At 72.2% G+C, this 15,493-nt stretch carries 13 protein-coding genes and 1 tRNA gene; 10 read left to right on the top strand and 4 right to left on the bottom strand.

Annotated features, from left to right (window positions below):
- Positions 1-112 precede the first annotated feature (112 nt).
- Both ACFU9E_RS33695 and ACFU9E_RS33690 read right to left on the bottom strand, forming a co-directional pair.
- Positions 113-913: a hypothetical protein gene (locus tag ACFU9E_RS33695; protein WP_380680447.1), complete on the bottom strand. Its 801-nt coding sequence runs from the start codon at positions 911-913 to the stop codon at positions 113-115.
- 113 nt (positions 914-1,026) lie between these two features.
- A complete protein-coding gene (locus ACFU9E_RS33690; protein ID WP_380680450.1) occupies positions 1,027-1,875 on the bottom strand; it encodes a hypothetical protein in 849 nt (282 codons plus the stop codon).
- A gap of 632 nt (positions 1,876-2,507) precedes the next feature.
- Here ACFU9E_RS33690 and ACFU9E_RS33685 point away from each other — a divergent pair.
- The 8 genes from ACFU9E_RS33685 (at position 2,508) to ACFU9E_RS33650 (ending at position 9,324) form a co-directional block, all read left to right on the top strand.
- Entirely contained in the window at positions 2,508-3,284 is a 777-nt protein-coding gene (locus tag ACFU9E_RS33685; protein ID WP_380680453.1) for a transglycosylase family protein, read from the top strand.
- Between the two features lie 181 nt (positions 3,285-3,465).
- Complete coding sequence (locus ACFU9E_RS33680) at positions 3,466-4,155, top strand: alpha-ketoglutarate-dependent dioxygenase AlkB family protein (protein ID WP_380680456.1); 690 nt, start codon at positions 3,466-3,468, stop codon at positions 4,153-4,155.
- A gap of 242 nt (positions 4,156-4,397) precedes the next feature.
- A complete protein-coding gene (locus tag ACFU9E_RS33675) occupies positions 4,398-5,258 on the top strand; it encodes an acyl-CoA thioesterase (protein WP_380680459.1) in 861 nt (286 codons plus the stop codon).
- Positions 5,259-5,448: 190 nt separating this feature from the next.
- A complete protein-coding gene (locus ACFU9E_RS33670; RefSeq protein ID WP_380680462.1) occupies positions 5,449-6,240 on the top strand; it encodes a DUF1684 domain-containing protein in 792 nt (263 codons plus the stop codon).
- 398 nt (positions 6,241-6,638) lie between these two features.
- Positions 6,639-6,914, top strand: coding sequence for a nitroreductase/quinone reductase family protein (locus ACFU9E_RS33665; protein WP_380680465.1), 276 nt, complete (start codon positions 6,639-6,641; stop codon positions 6,912-6,914).
- Between the two features lie 309 nt (positions 6,915-7,223).
- Positions 7,224-7,703, top strand: coding sequence for a MarR family winged helix-turn-helix transcriptional regulator (locus tag ACFU9E_RS33660; RefSeq protein ID WP_380680468.1), 480 nt, complete (start codon positions 7,224-7,226; stop codon positions 7,701-7,703).
- A gap of 91 nt (positions 7,704-7,794) precedes the next feature.
- The gene (locus ACFU9E_RS33655) at positions 7,795-9,114 is read left to right on the top strand and encodes an MFS transporter (RefSeq protein ID WP_380680470.1); all 1,320 of its coding nucleotides are present in this window, start codon (positions 7,795-7,797) and stop codon (positions 9,112-9,114) included.
- 136 nt (positions 9,115-9,250) lie between these two features.
- A tRNA-Pro gene (locus ACFU9E_RS33650) sits at positions 9,251-9,324 on the top strand.
- Positions 9,325-9,674: 350 nt separating this feature from the next.
- Here the strand turns inward: ACFU9E_RS33650 and ACFU9E_RS33645 are convergent.
- A complete protein-coding gene (locus tag ACFU9E_RS33645; RefSeq protein ID WP_380680473.1) occupies positions 9,675-10,796 on the bottom strand; it encodes a tyrosine-type recombinase/integrase in 1,122 nt (373 codons plus the stop codon).
- Positions 10,797-11,627: 831 nt separating this feature from the next.
- On the opposite strand from ACFU9E_RS33645, the gene ACFU9E_RS33640 reads away from it, so the two are divergent.
- Complete coding sequence (locus ACFU9E_RS33640) at positions 11,628-11,975, top strand: transposase (RefSeq protein ID WP_380680475.1); 348 nt, start codon at positions 11,628-11,630, stop codon at positions 11,973-11,975.
- Positions 11,972-12,301: an IS3 family transposase gene (locus tag ACFU9E_RS33635; RefSeq protein WP_380680478.1), complete on the top strand. Its 330-nt coding sequence runs from the start codon at positions 11,972-11,974 to the stop codon at positions 12,299-12,301. Before ACFU9E_RS33640 ends, ACFU9E_RS33635 begins: the two co-directional genes overlap by 4 nt.
- A 124-nt stretch (positions 12,302-12,425) precedes the next feature.
- Here the strand turns inward: ACFU9E_RS33635 and ACFU9E_RS33630 are convergent, their stop codons facing one another.
- Entirely contained in the window at positions 12,426-15,473 is a 3,048-nt protein-coding gene (locus ACFU9E_RS33630) for a pPIWI_RE module domain-containing protein (protein WP_380680481.1), read from the bottom strand.
- Positions 15,474-15,493 lie beyond the last annotated feature (20 nt).

Below are 15,493 nucleotides of genomic sequence, written 5' to 3'. Positions count from 1 at the left end.
GGTCATGGGACCGGCCGACGGGGCCCTCGGCTGTGGTGGCCGTCCTGCGTGGGGTGACCGCCCCGGGTGCGGTGGCCCGGTCGGGTGGCCGTGCCGGGGCGCCTCGGGGGCGTCAGTGCTGTTCGCCGTTGCGGCCCGGGGGAAGGGAGAGCAGGCTGCGGTGCCGGCCGCCACCGCCGGGCGGGCCCGGGTCGGCGTGGCCGAAGGCGGCGCCGACGGCCGGGGCGGGGGCCGGCACCGGAACCGTCACCGGCGGCGGTGCGGGGACGTGCGCGGCCACCGGCGGAGGGGCGGCGCCGAGGTAGCCGCTCGCGACCCAGCCCTGGCCGGTGCCCGCCTGGGCGCCCGCCGGCCGGCCGGGGGCGGGGGCGGGGTGGAAGCCTGTCGTGTAAGGGCCCGCCGGCCGGCCGCTGCCTCCGCCGCTCCGGCCGGCGTGAGTGGCGGAACTGTGCTCCTGAGGGCCCGTCGGGTGGCCGGTGCGGCCGCCGCGGCTGTCGTGGTCGCCATGGCCGGCAGGTCCGCCGTGGCCGTCGTGGCCAGCATGGTCGAAGGCCGGCTGGTCGGGCTGAGCGCGGCCGTGGTCCGGTCCGCCCGGGCGGCCGGGCACGAACTGCGGGATGCCGATCGCCTGGCCCGCGTACGTCTGGAACGCCTGGTGCTGCGGCGGGTACGGGCGCGGGTCGGTGCGGGCCGGAGCGGTGTCGCGGACGGCGAAGCCGGTGAACGTCAGGTCCTCCTCGCCGGAGCGGTCGCCCGGCAGTGCGCGGAAGAGCCGGCGGTACTCGGAGTACAGCTCGTCGTAGATGGGTGTCGCCGAGTGCGGGTGCTCCGCGTCGTAGGACGGGCGCATGCCCGGGATGGCGCGGGAGGCGGTGGCGGACCGCCGGGAGGAGGGGACGTCGTAGCTGTACACGCAGGGCCCAACGAGCGAGGCGGCCGGGGGATGCGGGCGCCGGGAGGGCCGGGAAGTGGCCCTCCCGGCCCTTCCGGCCGTCCCGCCGCGGGCTCGTGCGCCCGCGGGACGGCTCACGTGCCGGCGAGCGGGAGGGAGGCGGCGACCACCTGGCCGAGCGCCACCGCCCGCTCCAGCGCCTGGCGCAGCAGGTCCTCGCGCGGCTGCCGGCCGACCGTCCCGGCCGGGACGGCGTACATGGTGACCTCGCCGAGGTGATTTGCGGCGAACCGCCAGGCGTCGGTCACCTGCAGCGGCTGGTGGGCCTGCCACCATCCGGTGCTGCCCCCGGCCGCCGCGGGCTGGAGGACCGCGTGCAGCTTGCCCATCGCGACCAGGACCGACCAGCCGGGCAGCTGGTCCGGCGTCTTGTCGAGGTCGGTGACCGGCTGGAAGCCCGCGTCCTGGAGCAGGTCGAGGAACTCGTCCTCGCCGGTGGTGTTGCCCGGGCGGCCGACCGGTCCGGTCGGCTCGACGACCAGGGAGGCGTGGCCGGTGTCGCCGTGCAGCACCAGCCCGCAGGTGATGCCGAGGATCGCGGCCTGCCCGGGCGCGCCGGGCCGCCCGGCCGCCGGGTCGGCCGCCGGGGCGGGGAGCGGAGGCTGCGGGCGGGCCGTGGTGTCCGGTCCGGCGGCCGGGTCGACCTGGGCCTGGCTGATGCTGCGGACGGCGCCGGCCAGCTGCTCCTCGGAGACCGGGACCACCTGGGAGGGGATGCAGCGGGCGTGTGCGAAGGCGAGCACCGCCGTCTCCTCGCCGACGAACAGCACGGTGCTGGTGGGCTCCTGGAGCGCGTCCCCGGGGGTGCGGCAGGAGGTGCACTCGTAGCTGTCGGGCGCGTGGGCGCCGCCGAGCAGGCGGTCGGCCTCGTCGTCGCCGATCTCGGAACGGACCTCGTCGCTGACGTCGAGCATGCGCGGCACTGGGTTTCTCCTCGGTGCGGTGTCGGGGTCGAACGGGGTGGACGGGGGTGGCCGAGGCCCGGCCCTGTTCGAGCCGGCGGCGGGGGCGGCCCGGCCGTCCTGCCCAACGGACCCTTGTGGCCGGGGTCACGGGTGGGGGGTCGGGGTGACGGGAATTGCCTCGGATTCGATCGCGGAGGGTGCCGGTGGCATCGCAATGTGTCGATGTCGTTGGCGGGAGTGCCGGAATCGAAGTGTGAGGTGAGCCACGGCCTGTGGAGGTTTGATCTAGGAAATGACGCCTAAAACGGACATTTAGGGCGCGAATGCCAGGCGGTTACCGGCGGTAATGCCCCGCTGAGCTGGGGAGACCCCAAATTGTTTGGATCCCCGGCGGCCGACTCGTAGCTTCTTTGGCGGTGCAACGAGCACCACCCGGGTTCACCCCCGACGCACAGCCCGCCGGTTCACCCGGCGCCGGCCGTGCCCGCCGATGCGACCGCTCGAACAGGTCGCCGGTGCGAGGCGGGTGGCCAGGGGCGGCGCGGGACGTCCGACACGTCTCCGGCCGCCCGACGGACGCGGCGAGCGATTCCAGTCCCCTTCCAGGGCTTGGTTCCGCATGCCCGCCCGGGGCTGTCGAGAGGAACCCCATGACCTTCCGTAACGAGTCCGCCGCTGCCACCACCACCGCCGCCACCAAGCGCAACCGCGTCCGGATGGCTGTCGTGGCGGGCGCCGCTGTCGCGGCCCTGCCGGTGGCCGGCCTCGTCACGGCCACCTCGGCCTCCGCCGCCTCCGTCTCCACCTGGGACGCCGTCGCCCAGTGCGAGAGCGGCGGCAACTGGGCCATCAACACCGGCAACGGTTTCTACGGCGGTCTGCAGTTCACCTCCAGCACCTGGGCCGCCTTCGGTGGCACCGCCTACGCCTCGCAGGCCAACCTGGCCACCAAGGCGCAGCAGATCGCCGTCGCCGAGAAGGTCCTCGCCTCGCAGGGCCCGGGCGCCTGGCCCGTCTGCTCCGTCAAGGCCGGCCTGACCAAGGGCGGCGCCCCGGCCGCGGTCGACACCGCCGCCCCCGCCGCGAAGCCGGCCGCCCCGGCCGCCACCGCGACCCCGAAGCCGGCCGCGCCGAAGGCCGCGGAGGCCCCGAAGGCCGTCGCCGCCCCGAAGGCCGCCGAGGCTCCGAAGGCTGCCCCCAAGGCCGCCGAGGCCCCCAAGGCCGCCGCCGCGCCGAAGGCCGCCAAGAGCTGGACCGCGCAGGACGCCAAGCAGGCCAACGGCTCCTACACCGTCAAGGCCGGCGACACCCTGAGCACCATCGCCGCCGCCCAGGGCGTCGACTGGCACGACCTGTACGGCAAGAACGCCAAGGTCATCGGCGCCAACCCGAACCTGATCTTCCCGGGCCAGACCCTCACCGTCTGATCCGACCGGTTTCCCGGCCGCCTTCCCGCCGCAGCGCGGGGAGGCGGCCGTCGGCGTGCGGGTGCCGCTCCCACGTTGTTCCGGCGTCGCTCCGGCCTGGCTCCGGTGTTGCGGGCCCGTGGTCGGAGGGACGCGTTTGCCGGAGGGCCCCGTTGTCGGAGGGGTGCGCGAGGATGGGGGAGTGACCCAGGGCGAGCTGTTCGGCGGCTCCTTCGACGCGACGACCGGCGGGCGCGGGCGGTCCGAGCCCGCACCGGGTGCGGTGCTGCTCCCGGGCTGGCTGGACGCGGCGGCGCAGCTGCGGCTGGTCGCCGCCTGCCGCGAGTGGGCCCGTCCGCCCGCCGGGATGCACACGGTCCGGATGCCCACCGGTGGGCTGATGTCGGTGCGGATGGTCGGGCTGGGCCTGCACTGGTACCCGTACGGCTACTCCCGCACCGCCGAGGACGGCACACCCGTCAAGCCGTTCCCGCCCGCGCTCGGCCTGCTCGCCCGGCGGGCGGTGGCCGAGGCGTACGGCGCGGGCGTCGGCGGGATCGCGGGCGCGGCCGGGTACGCGCCGGACATCGCGATCGTCAACCACTACCCGCACGGGGCGCGGATGGGCCTGCACCAGGACCGCGACGAGCGGGTGGACGCCCCGGTGGTCTCGCTCTCGCTCGGCGACTCGTGCGTCTTCCGGCTCGGCAACACCGAGACCAGGACCAGGCCGTGGACCGACCTGGAGCTGCGCAGCGGGGACCTGCTGGTGTTCGGCGGGCCGGCCCGGTTCGCCTACCACGGTGTGACGAAGACGCTGCCCGGTACGGCGGACCCGGCACTGGGGCTGACCGGGCGGCTCAACGTCACCGTGCGGCAGTCGGGGCTCTGAGCGCCGGAGGGCCGTGCGTTCGGGTCCGCTCGGGCGCGCTCAGGTCCGCTGGGGCCCGCTCGGGTCCGCTCGGGTCCGTCATGTTCGACCTCGTTCGAGTGAATCGGCGTCCGCGGTCCCCGTGCGGGGAATGCCCCGGCTCGCTGAGGAATTCGATTGAGCTGGAGAATTCGAGAGAACGGGTTCGCGGCAGCCGGGCGGAAGACCTCCGGCCGGGCGGCGGCCCGGAGAGGACGTGTTCCATGGGTACCCCGGTCGACGATCTCGTCGCGCTGCTGGATCTCGAGCAGATCGAGCTGAACATCTTCCGCGGGCGCAGCCCCGAGGAGGCGCTCCAGCGCACGTTCGGCGGGCAGGTCGCCGGGCAGGCGCTGGTCGCTGCGGGGCGCACCGTGGACGGCGACCGGCCGGTCCACTCGCTGCACGCCTACTTCCTGCGTCCCGGCGTGCCGGGTGTGCCGATCGTCTACCAGGTGGACCGGCTGCGGGACGGCCGCTCGTTCACCACCCGCCGCGTGCTGGCGATCCAGGGAGGGCGGTCGATCTTCGCGCTGACCGCCGACTTCCACGCCCCGGAGCCGGACAGCATCGAGCACCAGTTCCCGGTGCCCGAGGTCCCGGCCCCCGAGACGCTGCCCAGCGCGCTGGACGAGGTCGGGTCCCGACTGGGCGAGCTGCCCCCGTTCATCAGCCGGCGCCAGCCGTTCGACATCCGCTACGTCGACCGGCTGCGCTGGAGCACCGAGGAGCTCGAAGGCGTCGAGGCGCGCAGCGGTGTCTGGCTGCGGACCAACGGCGACCTGCCCGACGATCCGCTGATCCACGTCTGCGCGCTCACCTACGCGAGCGACATGACCCTGCTGGACGCCGTCCGCGCCCCCGTCGAGCCGCTCTGGGGCACCCGTCACTTCGACATGGCCTCGCTCGACCACGCGATGTGGTTCCACCGCCCGTTCCGGGCCGACGACTGGCTGCTCTACCAGCAGGAGTCCCCGATATCCCACGGCGCCCGGGGCCTGGCGCGCGGGGAGATCTTCGACCGCAGCGGCCGGCTGGTGGTGTCGGTGGTGCAGGAGGGCCTGTTCCGCCGGATCAAGGGCTGACCGGGAGGGTGTGTCCGCCGCGTTGAGCGGTGTGACCGGTGTGTTGACCGGTGTGGCGGTCGTACGACGGTCGTACGGCGGGATCCGGAGCCGGGAATGCCCGGACCGGGTGTTCGGCGTTCGATGGGGTGACGGGGGAAAACGGACGGCCCGCCCGGCGGGCCCTGGACGACAGTGGGAGGGCGAGCCGATGACGGCGACGGCCGCGGAGGAATGGAAGCACTGGAGCGATCGGCGGGCGGCGACGGTCAGCACCCCGCACGGTCAGCTGGCGCTCACCGGTACGCACTGGCTGGAGCCCGAGCCCGCGGAGATCCCCGGGCTGCCCGGGGTCTGGTGGACCGACGCGGAGGGCATCCGGGTCCGGGCGGCGGCCGCCGACGGCCTCACCGTCGCGGGCGCGTCCGCTCCCGTGGACGGTGAGGTGCTGCTGCGGCCGGACACCGACCCGGCGGCGGACACCGCCGCGCTGGGTGATCTGCTGCTGGTGCCGATCGAGCGCGAGGGCGAGCTGGCGCTGCGGGTCTTCGACCCGGCGGCGCCCCGGCGGGCCTCGTTCGCCGGGATCTCCGCCTACCCCTACGCGCCGGAGTGGGCCGTCCCCGCGGTCTTCACCCCGTTCGAGGGCGAGCAGGCGCAGACGGTGGTCGTCCCGAACGCCGACGGCAAGGAGCGCCCGCTGGCCGTCGCCGGGAAGATCGAGTTCACCGTCGCCGGTGAGCACCGCACCCTCACGGTCAGCGGGTCGGGCGGCAGCCTGAGCGGCGTCATCGCCGACGCCACCAGTGGCAAGGACACCTACCGGTTCCGCTTCATCACCCTGCCCGAGCCGGACGCGGACGGCCGCACGGTCCTGGACCTGAACCGCGCCTACCTGCCGCCGTGCGCCTTCGCGGACCACTTCATCTGCCCGTTCCCGCCGCCCGGCAACCGGCTGGACTTCGCGGTGGAGGCGGGCGAGAAGCAGGTCCTCACCCGGTAGTTCCACAGCTCCACGGCTCCACAGCTCGGCCGCCCGACCGGCGGGCGGGGCCGCCTGCGGTCCCGCCCGGGTCCAGGGCGGCGAGCGCGCACCGGGCACGGCGCCCAGGAGCGCCGCTGCCCGGCGCGTCCCGTACTTGCGCTCACACCGCACGACGGCTCGCCCGCCCCTGCTCGTAGGCCTCGCACGGCTCGCCCGTCTCGGCTCCCGCAGTTGCGTGCTGCGTGTCCCACCGGCCGCGTGCGGTAGAGGAGTTACCCTCCGTGTTCGCGTTGACAGCCTCGCAGTGCGCGTGGTGGTGACGGCCTACGGCCGACCGCCCGCGATGCCGGTGATCAGCGACTACCGGTCGGACGTCCCGCCCCGGCCGGACCCTCCAGCAGAGGAGCGCGCCGACCATGTCCACCGCCGCCCGCATCCGGGTCACCGGGTTCCAGAGGTTCGGCAACAAGATGATGGAGGTCTTCCACGGGATCGGCCTGCCGGTCGGCCCGATGCGGCTGCTGAAGGTGAAGGGCCGCAAGTCCGGCCGGGAGTACACCGATCCGGTCGCCCCGGTGGAGGTCGGCGGTGCCGTGTACATCCTGCAGGCGTTCCCCGGGTCGGACTGGGTGAAGAACGTCAGGGCGGCGGCGAGGGGGTCCTGGTCCGCGGTCGCAGGGCGCAGCGGGTGAAGCTGGTGGAGGTGCCGCCGAACGAGCGCGGGCCGATCGCCCGGCACTTCCCGACCCAGGTCCCGATGGGCGCACCTTCGTCAAGAACGGCGTGGTGCCGGACCGGAACCTGGAGAGCTTCGAGCAGGCCGCGCGGGACATCCCGGTGTTCCGGGTCCTCCCGCTCTGAACGTCCGCCGCCGCGAGCGTCCGCCGCCGGCCCCCGCGGGACAGTGACCGGGGTTGGGTGTGGGCCACCGCCCGGGGCTGGTCGAGGTACCGGCCGGCGCTACGCTTCGCAGAGGATTTCGTGACGAATGGGAGGTTCGGATGCCCGGCCGGCCGAGCGAAGAACGGGTCGCTGCCGAGGCGGACGCCGGCCCGACGTGGCTGCGGAGCAGCGTCGCGCCGAAGCTGCACCTGACCGCGAAGTCCTGTCGGGCGTTCTTCGAGGAGCGCCTCGCCGAGTCGGGGGCGACCTTCGCGGCCTGGACGGTGCTGGCCGCCCTGAAGCTGGAGGGTCCGATGATCCAGCGAGCACTCGCCCAGTACCTGAGCATCGAGGGGCCGACGCTCTCCCGCCACCTGGAGTCGATGGAGCGGCGCGGCCTGGTCGTGCGCAAGCGCACCGGCGTCGACCGCCGGGCGGCGACCGTGGAGATCGCGCCCGACGGGGAGGAGATGTACAACCGGATCTCCTCCGTCGCGGTCAACAGCCAGCAGGAGATGCTCAAGGGCCTCAGCGACCGGGAGGTCGCCCAGCTCGGGACGCTGTTGGACCGGATCCTGGAGAACGTCGGACCGCGCTGACGGGGCGGGGCGGCGGCGCAGTCGCGATCAAGCCGCCGCAAACGCACCCCGGTGTCCGCGCCGCGGGCGGGCGGCGCGACGATGGAGCACTGTGTCGACCAATCATCCTGCCAATTCCGCGGCCGACGGGGACGCACCGCCCACCCCCTCCGACGCCCCCTCCCCGGCCTGGTACCGGCGGTTCGCCCGTGGCGCCTTCGCCGACCTGAGCCCGCTGCGCGACCACGCCGACTACCGGCGGGTCTGGTTCGGGCAGTCCGTCTCCTCGATCGGCCAGCAGATGACGGCCGTCGCCGTCTCCGTCCAGGTCTACGACCTCACCGGCTCCACCTTCGCGACCGGCCTGGTCGGCCTCTTCTCCCTCGTCCCGCTGGTCGCCTTCGGCCTCTACGGCGGTGCGATCGCCGACACCGCCGACCGTCGCCGCCTCGGCCTGATCGGCGCGGCCGGCCTCGCCGCCGTCTCCGCCGTCCTGGCCGCCCAGGCGCTCGCGGGCCTCGGCCTCGTCGTGGTCCTCTACGCGGCCGTCGCCCTCCAGGCCGGCTTCTTCGCGCTCGCCTCGCCCGCCCGCTCGGCGATGATCCCGCGCCTCGTCCCCGCCCACCAGCTCCCCGCCGCCAACGCCCTGAACACCGTCAGCATGAACCTCGGCCTCACCGTCGGCCCCATGCTCGGCGGCGTCCTCATCGGCGCCTACGGCGTCCAGGCCGCCTACCTCGTCGACACCGTCGCCTTCGGCGCCACGATCTACGCGATGTGGCGCCTGCCCGCCATGCTCCCGCTCGGCGAGCGCAAGGGCCGCGCCTCCGTCCTCGACGGCCTCCGCTTCCTGCGCGACCAGCCCAACCTGCGCACCAGCTTCCTCGCCGACCTGGCCGCGATGATCTTCGGCATGCCGCGCGCCCTCTTCCCGGCCCTCGCCGTCACCTTCTACGGCGGCGACGCCCGCACCGTCGGCCTGCTCGCCGCCGCCCCCGCTGTTGGCGCCCTGACCGGCGCCCTCTTCTCCGGCTGGGTCGGCCGCATCAACCGCCAGGGTGCCGCCGTCCTGGCCGCCGTGATCGCCTGGGGCCTGGCCATCGCCGCCTTCGGCCTGGTCCGCAACCTCTGGCTCGGCCTCCTCCTGCTCGCCGCCGCCGGCTGCGCCGACACCATCAGCATGATCTTCCGCAACACGATGATGCAGGTCGCGGCCCCGGACGAGATGCGCGGCCGCCTCCAGGGCGTCTTCATCGTGATCGTCGCCGGCGGCCCGCGCCTCGGCGACTTCGAGTCCGGCGCCGTCGCCTCCCTCACCAGCCCGGCCGTCTCCGTCGTCAGCGGCGGCCTCGCCTGTGTCGCCGCCATCCTCCTCCTCGCCGCCCGCCGCCCCGCCTTCCTCCGCTACGACGCCCGCCACCCAACCCCCTGACCCCCACCCCCACAACCCTGCAGCGAGCACCCCCCGACGTGCTGTATTGTTTTCCTCGTCGCCGGGACAACCGGCCGACAAGGTCGAGAAACCCGAAGGCCGAGCCCCCCAGGCTCCGCCGAGGGCCACGAGACCACGGGACGTGGCGCAGCTTGGTAGCGCACTTGACTGGGGGTCAAGGGGTCGCAGGTTCAAATCCTGTCGTCCCGACTTGCATCACTGCAGGTCAGAGGCCGTTTCCGCCGGATGGCGGAGACGGCCTTCATGGTTGGTGGTCGCAGTGTGGTCGTGAACGCCCGTTCACGTCGCACTCGGAGGGCGCTACCTGTACTCGGGGGCGTCTCAGGGCGCCTGGCTCCTCCTTCGTTGGCGAGTTGAGCGCGGCGGGCAGGCCGTTCGGACGCGGTTCCGCGTCGGAGTGACGTTGATTCTTCTGCGGGCGGGCATGCTTGTGAGACCCGCGGCAGCCGTCTGTGAGCGGCTGCTTGAGTGGACGTCAGCCGTGGACCGGCTGACCGGTGTTGTGCGCCCCCTTGGCGAAGGGCGTGGCTGTAGCGCCGTCAGGCGGCGTGGCTGAAGAGCGGATTCGGTGCCGGGCCGCTGAGGGCGAGGACGTCAACGCCGCGCGCGCGGGCTTCGACGAGGCAGAGCCTGGCTTCGATGGTGTGGACCGCGGCCATCGCCACTTCCCAGGTCAGGTGGCTGTAGATGTTCGCAGTGGTCGAGAGCGTGGAGTGCCGCAGCGTCTTGGAGATGACCGCCATGGAGACGTTGCCCTCCAGGGCGAGGGTCGCGGCAAGGTGCCGCAGGTCGTGGATGGTCACGTGGGGCAGGCCGGCCTGCTCGCGCAGCTCGTGGAAGCGCCGGCGGACCGCGGCCGGGTGAAGGGGCTTGCCGTCCGCGCCCTGGAAGACGTGGTCGTTGCCGGTGGAGGTGCTCCTGGCCATGGCGCGCTGGAGGGCGGCGGCGACGCGCTCCGACAGGGGCACCCAGTTGAGGCTCTTCTTCGTCTTCGGTGCGGTCAGGACGAGTTCGTGGTTGTCGATGGCGGAGAGGGTGTGGCGGATGTACATGACGCGGTCCTCGATCCGGACGCACTGGCGTTGAAGCCCGAGCGCCTCGCCCTTGCGCAGGCCGGTTCCGATGATGACCTCGAAGAGGTCGGCGAAGGCGGGGTCGACGTCGCGGCAGTGGGCAAGGAAGGTGACGGCCTGCTCCGCGTTCCAGGGCACGCGCTCGTCGGCACGGGGCCGGCGCATGGGCAGGGGCTGAGCCGCGTTGAAGGGGAGCCGGTGGGTGCGGACGGCGGTCCCCAGGGCGCTGGAGAGCGTGGCCAGGCAGTGGTAGACGGCTTGGCGGCCGCGGCCGGACTCGAGCTGCTCGTGTGTGTAGGCGGCGATGTGGTCGTGGGCGAGCTCCTCCAGGCGCATCTTGCCGAACACGGGGATCAACTCGCAGAGCACGTAGGTGCGGTAGCGGGCGTATGTGGTGGGCTTGAGCAGGAACTCCATCGACTTCAGCCACTTGGTGAGGTAGGCGGCCACCGTCTCGTGCGGGTCTGCGTCGAAGCCCAGCTGGCGGCCTTCGAGGAAGCGTCGCAGCGCGCTCTCGGCGGCGAAGTCGTCCTCGAAACCGCCGCGCCGCACCGTGCGCCTGCGACCGCTGAGCGAGGGGATGTCCACGGCGAAGGTCCACGTGCCGTGCCCCTCCTCGACCAGGCGCGGGCATCCGGCGCCGAGCTGGCGCCGAGCCGCGTCGCGGCACCCGCACCGACGGTAGACCCGACCCCGCCGCCGCCCCGAACTGCGCACCACTTTCTCCTGCCTCCTGCGGTCCTGACTTTCTCAATCAGCCCGCGAGGCTACAGATTTCACGTCTGGATGGCCGACTGCGACCACCATGCGATCACCAACACGGAATTTGTGGCCTGACCTGCGACTTCCGGTGAGCACCCGCACCTGGACTTGATGGCTGCGCCTCGTGCAGCGCGGCGCGGTTCCTGGCAGGTCAACGCTGGCGCCCTGTCACCCTCGGTGGTTGATGTCGCCTACGAAGGCGCGCCCTGGCCGATTCCCGTTACGCTGCGTTGTCGGCATTGGTACAGCGCCGCCAGGTGTCGGCGTTCCGCACGGGCCCGAGCCCATCTGGAGCCACGCCTCGATCTGGTCGAGCCATCGAACAAGCAGTAGTTGGCGGCTATGACGCCACCATCACCAATGTGGGAATGAAGAGGAGTGGGCGAGGCAGGCTCCGACGGTCAACGATCCGATATTGATATTGCCCAGTCTGAAATGGGTCGCCCGTTGCAGCGCCACGCGAGGTTGTCTACCTTCACTTCTTGCGCCAGCAATCGCGCATCGGCGATCGCCGCCCAGCACTGCACAGTTGGCCTTGTGATCGAGCAGCCTGTGCGACAGCGAACGCTTCCACGGCTCGGGCCTTCGCCCTGATGGGGGGGCACGCTGATACTGGATCTGCTTGATCCGGAGGAAGCGAAAACACCGCCGATAGCGATGGAGGATTACTCGGACGAGTTCAGGGCCGATACCGTGGCCCTGTACGAGTCCACGCTCGGAGCGACGTACAAGGACATTGCCGCTGACCTGGGCATCAACAGGGCGACGCTGCGTGAGTGGGTGCTGCGGGACCGCGAACGCCGCGGTGTCGTCCCCACCGTCCCCAGGTCGGGTGGGAAGGCGGCCCTGGCAGGACAACCGGCCGTGGCCGCCGATCCGGCCGAGCGGACCCGGCAGTTGGAGGCCCGTGTGGCCGAGCTCGAGGCCAACGAGCAGAAGCTGGCCACCGAGCGGGACATCCTGCGCAGGGCGGCCAAGTATTTCGCCGGCGAGACGAACTGGTGAGCCGCTTCCAGTTCATCCACGACCACCGGGACGCCTACGAGGTGAAGCGGCTGTGCCAGGTCCTGGACGTCAACCGCTCCAGCTACTACAAGTGGCTCAGCGGTGCCGATGCCAGAGCCGACCGCAGGTGCCAGGACGAGGTCCTGGCCGAACGGATCCGCCGGATCCACGCCGATTCCGGCGGTGCCTACGGCTCGCCCAGGGTGGCCGCGGAACTACGCGGGACCGGGACTCGGGTCAACCACTACGAAGCCCTACCCGCCTGCTCGGAAAACCATGATCCATGTCGCGATGATCGGCCTCATGACCCGCCGCCTCACCAGTGAAACCACCCCGACCTGGTGCGGAACCTGAACCCCGTCATCACGGCGAAACGCCCGGTCAGAACACAGGTCCCGTGGATACCGGTGTCCTCCATCGTCAGGCACTGCGTAGTTGCCGATCCCCTCGTCAGCTGTGGGCCGTCTCGGCCTCGTCGTCCGGCGTCGTGGATAGTCCGGCCGCGTCGGCGAGGTCTGGGTCCTCCCTGATCTGGTCTCCGGCGGGTGTGTGCGACTCCTCGTTCAAAGTCTGGTCGCCGTCGGCGAGTGTCGGGAGGACGTATGCCTGGGCCTGCCCCGCGAGGTGGAGGGGGAGGGGGAGAGACAGGGCGGCGGCGTAATCCGGGGCCTGGCGGAGCTGGTGCATGGCGAGGGCCAGCGCCTCGGGGTCGTCGGACTTTTCCAGTACTGGGGCTGCGGAGTCGTCGTCCTCGTGGCAGCCCAGTACCGCGATCTCCACCAGGGTCGGGTTCCAGGCGCTGGTGCCCGCCTGTGAGGTGAGGTTGCCTGCCGCGTTGACCCGGGTGGCGAGGCGGTCGAGTGCGGGGGAGATCGCATGGGTTCCGGGGCGTTCGGTGGTGCTGTAGAAGACCCGCTCGCGCGACGAAGCCCCGTCCCCGTACCGCTGCTGGGGATTCTGTGTCCAGAAGCCGGCCGGCTGCCCGTGGGGCTTGCCCGGGTCGGCCAGGCCCCACCACTGGGCGCTCTCGCGACCGCCGCACCCGCGCACGCGCACGAGGCGGAGTTCGTCGTCCAGTCGGCCTGCAGGGGCGTGGCCGGGCTTGATCAGGTCGCGTTCGATCTGGCCGTCCTGGAGCCATGGCCAGTGGAGTCGGCTGTTCTGAGCATGGGTGATCAGTGCGGTGGGCTGCCCTCGGAGGGAGTGCAGCACACGTTGGAGGAAGGCCGCGGTCTCCCTGCGCTGTTGGGCGAGGTTACTGCGCCACTGCTTGCCGGTGACCCGAGGGGCATCGGGGCGTGCGTCATCGTTTGAAGTCTCGGGTTCCGTGAACGCTTCGGGGCCGATCTCCGCCTGTTTCACCAGACCGAGGAGGAACTGAGGGTAGGGCACCCATTCCCCCGCGGTGTCATCCCAGCCGCGTACGGCTGCAAGGCCTTCCCCGGCCGGGAGCGGGGTGACGAGGACGGCCACAGGCAGGTGCTTGGGCAACCGGGTCGGGCCGTCCTTGCGACGTTTCACCATCCACACCGCCGCGTATTGCAGCGAGTCCGGAAGATCGTCACCGAGGGTGTGCTGGGGCAGGACGCGGACACCGAGCTGGCGCAGTCCGTCGAGCCACGAGCTGTACGTGCGGTGGTCGAGGCTCTCTGCATTGTCGATCTGCCGATCGGTGGACGGGGTGACGACGAACTGAGTCAGCAGGCCTGCGTCGGCGCACCCGAGGCGGATGGCGAACTTGGGGTCCGTCGACGCCGGGCGAAATGTACTGTGGTGTGCGACTTCCACGAGGGCGAGTTCGGGACGGGAGGGGTCCGCGCCGTCCGCGCGGAGCCAGGCGCGTAGGGCGCGGCGCCGTTCAGCGATGGCCGCCGCGAGTGCCGCGCCTTTGCCCTTGACCGCCGGGTCGGGCACGAGCCGGTCGCCCAGTCCGTCGGCGAGGGGCAGGCAGCGCAGCCGCAGTGTGACCTCCGCCGTCCGCCACTCCAGGACCACCGGTGCTCCGGGCGTGGCCTCGTCGAAGTCCCGGTCCGTGACGTGGGCGGCACTGGCGCCGCCGTCGCCGTCGAGGCCCAGGGCCTTGGCGAACTGTTCCACTGCCTCGCCGCGTACCTCGGGCGACTGCCACAGCAGCCGGGCTTCCACCACGGGCGGGTCGGCCTGTTCCGGGCCGTGGGAGGCGATCCCTGCCTGTGCCGCTAGTGTCACGCGCCGTGCCCGGGTCTCGCGCACCAGCTCGGTCTTCTTGGCCTCGTCGGTCCTGGGCTTGGGCCGCCGGTTCTTCGGAGCGCCGATGCCCTTGCCGCGTCCGCGCGTGAGGTCGGGTACCCGGGCCAGTGTTTCAGGGAGGGCCTGCTCGGCCCATTCGGTGAGCCGGGCCCGCTGGTTGGGCATGAAGCCGGTGCCGATCTCGTGCTTGCCCATTCTGGTGCTGTGGACCACGGCGGCGCGGACGCCGCGGCCCTCGCCGATCCAGGAGACCGGTTCGGTGAGGAGCTGTTCGGGGTCGGGGAAGTTGCCGGCGAGGCTGAGTCCGCGCAGGATGCCGGCGGTGTCGTTCTCCGACCATACGAAGGTGTCAGCGGCCCGGTCGCGGCGCAGGCGTGCCAGCGCGTAGCGCTCGGTGGCTGGTGCGCCGGGCAGCCATGGGATGGTGGGCCGCAGGTAGACAGTAGTGGTCTCTCGGTAGGGCAGGTTGAGGCGTTTGGTGGTAGTCCGAGGGTGGGTCGCCCAGCGGCGTACGCCCCAGTGCAGGTGGAGACGCGGCCTAGGGTCGAACGGCGTGGTGTGCAGGGAGATGTTCAGAAGGACAGAGAACCACCACTCCTTGCGTTTGACGGTCCGGCACAGGGGCTGCGACATGAGTTCCGCGCCTTGGTCGCGAGGTCCGCGGGGCAGTGCCCGGAACCGCAGCTCCCCGCCCTCGAACGGGAAGGGGTCGAGGGTAAGGATGCGGCGTGCCAGGGCGTCGGTGGCGAGTTGGAACTGGCGCGGTTCCGGGGCGGCAGTGCCGCCCCGGGCGGTCGGGGTGGTGAGGAGTTCGACGCCTCTGACGGGCTGCCACTTGGGCAGGTTCTGCTTCAGCTCGGTGCTGCTCGCGAGCAACAGCGAGCGGAACCTGGGATCCTGTGCGGAGTCCTTGGGGCCGAGGGTACGCAGCCAGGCGTCGAGGAGTTGCTGCATGGAACGGCCCGGGAGGGGGTCGGGCGCCGAGGCCGGTACATACATCCAGAAGTCCTCGGGGGCCTGCGGTCCCGGTTCCACGGGGGTCCGCGGCCGGGGGCGGACGATCACGTCGGGGGCGAGGGTCTGGAGCACACCGTCGAGTCGGCGGGTGGGCAGCGTCGGCTGCCGCTTCTCCTCGTCCCGCCCGTGGTTGTGCAGTTCGAGGAGTCCGGCGTGCCAGTGTTCGGGGAAAGGGAGTGCGTGGAAGTCCTCGGTCCAGGGGGTGCCCTCCTCGGCCAGGTGGTACGCGGATCGGCGGATGTTCTTGTACATGTGGGTTCTCCCTGCGATGT

Source organism: Kitasatospora sp. NPDC057595 (assembly GCF_042800875.1).
Classification (GTDB): Bacteria; Actinomycetota; Actinomycetes; order Streptomycetales; family Streptomycetaceae; genus Kitasatospora.
The sequence above is the reverse complement of the archived record's forward strand: the minus strand, read 5'-3'. Positions and strand labels throughout refer to the sequence as shown.

Excerpts from the sequence above, each read along its gene's own strand:
- ACFU9E_RS33685 (WP_380680453.1), top strand. The coding sequence starts at position 2,508 with ATGACCTTCCGTAACGAGTCCGCCGCTGCCACCACCACCGCCGCCACC.
- ACFU9E_RS33675 (WP_380680459.1), top strand. The coding sequence starts at position 4,398 with ATGGGTACCCCGGTCGACGATCTCGTCGCGCTGCTGGATCTCGAGCAG.
- ACFU9E_RS33670 (WP_380680462.1), top strand. The coding sequence starts at position 5,449 with ATGACGGCGACGGCCGCGGAGGAATGGAAGCACTGGAGCGATCGGCGG.
- ACFU9E_RS33665 (WP_380680465.1), top strand. The coding sequence starts at position 6,639 with ATGTCCACCGCCGCCCGCATCCGGGTCACCGGGTTCCAGAGGTTCGGC.
- ACFU9E_RS33660 (WP_380680468.1), top strand. The coding sequence starts at position 7,224 with ATGCCCGGCCGGCCGAGCGAAGAACGGGTCGCTGCCGAGGCGGACGCC.
- ACFU9E_RS33640 (WP_380680475.1), top strand. The coding sequence starts at position 11,628 with ATGGAGGATTACTCGGACGAGTTCAGGGCCGATACCGTGGCCCTGTAC.
- ACFU9E_RS33630 (WP_380680481.1), bottom strand. The coding sequence starts at position 15,473 with ATGTACAAGAACATCCGCCGATCCGCGTACCACCTGGCCGAGGAGGGC.